This is a genomic window from Nonomuraea sp. 3N208, assembly GCF_052245935.1.
GTDB lineage: Bacteria > Actinomycetota > Actinomycetes > Streptosporangiales > Streptosporangiaceae > Nonomuraea.
Genome location: NZ_JBQQBR010000119.1, coordinates 1 through 3,716, shown reverse-complemented (window position 1 = coordinate 3,716; position 3,716 = coordinate 1). Strand labels below are relative to the sequence as shown.

Sequence of the window (3,716 nt, the reverse complement as noted above, 5' to 3'; positions counted from 1 at the left end):
GTTGTTCATGCGCTGTGGCTTGACCGGTCGAAGCGCGCGCTCGCAGGGGTTGTTGGACCTCGCCGTCGACTGCGCGTGATTCGGATGATGCGCTATACCCGGCCCGTGTTTGGGTAACGCATCGATTCCATCCGCTGTTCGATCAGGTGCTGGAGTTCGTCAAGCGCCGTAACAACTACGGCAGCGATGATCGTGTATATGTCTATGACACCCGCGGTGAGCTGGTCTCATTGCCGGCCGAGTGGACCGACGTCGTCGCTGAGGACCCGTTCGTCGTCATGGCCGATGGTCGTGCGGCGTTCCACGCAGACGACCTGCTGAAGCTCGCCGATCTCGTCGAGCAGATGCGCGCTGAACGGCTGCCGGCAACGCCGCCGAGTGTCAGGCAGATTACGCCGTGACTGTCATGGCGATTATGCCGATCGTGGTGATGGTGGCCGTGCTGCCACCATGCATGTTGATCTACCAGCGCGTGGACATCCTGCACAGAAGGATCTGTCGACGGCGTGTCGCCGTGAGATCTGCGACGCTCATGAACATAATCTCCTGGACGCAATGGTCCGGGAGGCGGCATGCCCAGGCAAAACAGGCCCGACCCGAAGACCGAGGCACTGCGCGCGAGCAGGACGTTGAACCCGCGCCCGCAAGACGTCACCGACGAGGCCTTCCTGTCCGCGGACTTCTTCGACCCCCGCGACCTGGTGCAGGTGAAGTACGAGATGGTGCGCCGGGTCCGCGAGGACGGGGCCAGTGTCAGCACCGCCGCCTCGGCCTTCGGGTTCTCCCGCCAGTCCTTCTACCAGGCAGCCGCCGCGTTGGACGAGGGCGGACTGGCGGCGCTGGTCCCCGCCAAGCCAGGCCCCCGGGGCGCGCACAAGCTCACCCCCGAGGTTCTGGAGCACATCCGGATGCTGCTGGCCACCAATCCCTCACTCCGGCCCGCGGATCTCGCCCAAGCCATCGCCGAGCGGTTCAGCCGGCGGGTGCATCCCCGCACGATCGAACGCGCGCTCAAGCGCTCCAGCCAGGAGCCCGACCGGAGCACCAAAAGAAGCCGCTGACCCCGGCCCATCGGATACCGACCGCAACAGCGCCAGGCGGCTCCTGGCCGGCTATGAGCAACTTCGAGCAGCAGCTCTCGCCGGTCGATCCGCATCCTGGCGGCGGGGCTGGAACGTCCTGGCCACTCAGGGCATGGCGGGCTGGATCACCGCGTGGGCCTCCCTGACCCCGCCGGATCCGCCGGCTCGATCGGCACCGTCCGGTGCCGCCGCATCCAGTCCCGCAGGGACGCCGACGCAGTTGTCCATGTCCACCTCGACCCCGTCCACCTCAGCCCGCTCACCGAAGGGAGGTGATCAGCTACCTGCGTCGGCGCCCCTGCCCGACTGCGACCTCGCCCAAATCGTCGCGGTACTGGCGGCGATGACGCTTGCCCACGCCCGCTGACCCTGCCCCCTGATGATCCCCGGCCGGTGAAGGGACCTGCTCCGATGAGTGACAATTCCGCCAAAGTGACGGCGGCCCACCTGCGCCGTGACGCCTACCTGTATGTCCGCCAGTCCACCCTCTATCAGGTGGCCAACAACACCGAATCCACCCGCCGCCAGTACGACCTGCGCGGACGGGCGATCGCGCTGGGCTGGCCCGCCGACCACGTCATCGTCATCGACGTCGACCAAGGCCACTCTGGGGCCTCCGCGGCCGACCGGGAGGGGTTCCAGCGGCTGGTCGCCGAGGTCTCCCTGGGCAAGGCCGGGATCGTCTTGGGCCTGGAATGCTCCCGGCTGGCGCGCAACAACGCCGACTGGCACCGCCTGCTGCAGATCTGCGCCTTCAACAACACCCTGATCTGCGACGAGGACGGTCTGTATGATCCGTGCGCGTTCAACGACCGCCTCCTGCTCGGCCTCAAAGGCGCCATGTCCGAAGCAGAATTGCATCTGATCCGCGCCCGGCTACGCGGCGGGATCCTGGCCAAGGCCGCCCGCGGTCAGCTTGCTCTCCGGCTGCCCGTCGGGCTGGTCTACGACGCCACCGGCGCCGTCGTGCTGGACCCCGACACCGCCGTCCGCGCTGCCCTGTCCCACCTGTTCGCCACGTTCACCGCCACCGGCTCGGCCCGCGCCGTCGTGGCGGCCTTCAACGACCAGGGCCTGACCTTCCCCATGCGGCACAGCAGCGGCCCCCACTCCGGAGAGTTGTACTGGACGCTGCTCACCCACGACCGGGTACTGAAAGTGCTGCACAACCCCCGCTATGCCGGGGCCTACTGTTACGGCCGCGCCCGGCATTACACCGACGCCGACGGCCACCACCACACCATCGCCAAGCCCCGCCAGGAGTGGACCACCCTCATCGAGGACGCCCACCCCGGATACCTCACCTTCGCTCAATACGAGGCCAACCTCGACGTGCTGGCTGCCAACGCCGCCGCGCACGGCACCGACCGCGCCGCCGGGCCACCCCGCGAAGGACCCGCTCTGCTGCAGGGGCTGGTCGTCTGCGGCAGATGCGGACGCCGGATGACGGTGCGCTACCACACCCGTTCAAGCGGCCAGCTCGTGCCCGACTACCTCTGCCAGGCCACCGGGATCCGTCACGGCATCCCGATCTGCCAGTTCATGCCCGGCGCGAGTATCGACACCGCGATCGCAGAGCTGATCTTGGACACGCTCACCCCGCTCGCCTTGGAAGTCGCCCTGACCGTCACCGACGAGCTCGCCGCTCGCGCCGACCAAGCCGATGCCATCCGCGCCAGCCACGTGGAACGCGCCCAGTACGCCGCCGACCGAGCCCGTCGCCGCTACCTGGCCGTCGACCCCGAAAACCGGTTGGTCGCCGACGCTCTGGAAGCCGACTGGAACCACAAACTCCGCGAACTGTCCGACGCCCGCGACGCCTACGACAAGGCCAGCCGCGATCACACCAGCCTGGACGCCGCGGCCAGGACGCGCATCCGCGCCCTGGCCGCCGACTTCCCCGCCCTATGGAACGACCCGGCCACCCCGATGCGGGAACGTAAAAGGCTGATCCGGCTGCTGGTCACCGACGTCACCCTGGTCAAGACCACCGACGCCATCACCGCCGGCGTCCGGCTCCGCGGCGGCCAAGACCACGCCCTGCGCCTGCCGCTGCCCCTCAACGCCTGGCAGGAACGCAAAACCCCGCCCTCCACGATCGCCCTCATCGATCAGCTCCTGCACACCCACACCTACCGCCAGACCGCCGACATCCTCAACCAGCGCGGCCTGACCAGCGGCGACGGCAAACCCTTCACCCCAGACCGGCTACGCGCCCACTGCCACACCTACAAAATCCCCAGCTTGTGGCAGCGCCTCCGCCAGACCGGACTCCTCACCCTGGACGAGATCGCCCACCAGCTCGGCGCCCACCCCTCCAGCGTCAAGACCTGGTACCGGCTCGGCCTGATCACCGGCCATCTGGCCGACGACCGAGGCACCTGCCTCTACCACCCCGGACAGACCCGCCCCAGCCCCGCGCTGGTCGAGACCACCGGCAAAGCTCTCGGCAACACCCACCGCTCAGGACGCAGCCACCACCCCAGCCTGGGCGGGCCACTGCCGAAAACTGTCACAGCCGCGCGCAACAATGGCGCCAACGCCAACAACCCGTCCTGACCACCGAAAAGCCCTCGATACTGCAGAACGCACCCAGGAGGTGCAGTGTGAAGCCAGATCGTTGGTGAAGGGCAC

The 3,716-nt window shown here is 68.1% G+C and carries 3 protein-coding genes and 1 pseudogene; 3 read left to right on the top strand and 1 reads right to left on the bottom strand.

What is annotated here, in order from left to right:
• Positions 1-125: 125 nt before the first annotated feature.
• Both ACTWPT_RS59650 and ACTWPT_RS59645 read left to right on the top strand, forming a co-directional pair.
• Positions 126-401, top strand: a pseudogene (locus tag ACTWPT_RS59650) (DUF5372 family protein); the annotation flags it as partial.
• 171 nt (positions 402-572) lie between these two features.
• Positions 573-1,061, top strand: coding sequence for a helix-turn-helix domain-containing protein (locus ACTWPT_RS59645; protein ID WP_443186416.1), 489 nt, complete (start codon positions 573-575; stop codon positions 1,059-1,061).
• Positions 1,062-1,187: 126 nt separating this feature from the next.
• Here ACTWPT_RS59645 and ACTWPT_RS59640 read toward each other — a convergent pair whose 3' ends face one another.
• Entirely contained in the window at positions 1,188-1,331 is a 144-nt protein-coding gene (locus ACTWPT_RS59640; protein WP_443186415.1) for a hypothetical protein, read from the bottom strand.
• Between the two features lie 162 nt (positions 1,332-1,493).
• Between ACTWPT_RS59640 and ACTWPT_RS59635 the strand changes: the two genes are divergently transcribed.
• The gene (locus ACTWPT_RS59635) at positions 1,494-3,641 is read left to right on the top strand and encodes a recombinase family protein (protein ID WP_443186414.1); all 2,148 of its coding nucleotides are present in this window, start codon (positions 1,494-1,496) and stop codon (positions 3,639-3,641) included.
• Positions 3,642-3,716: the final 75 nt, after the last annotated feature.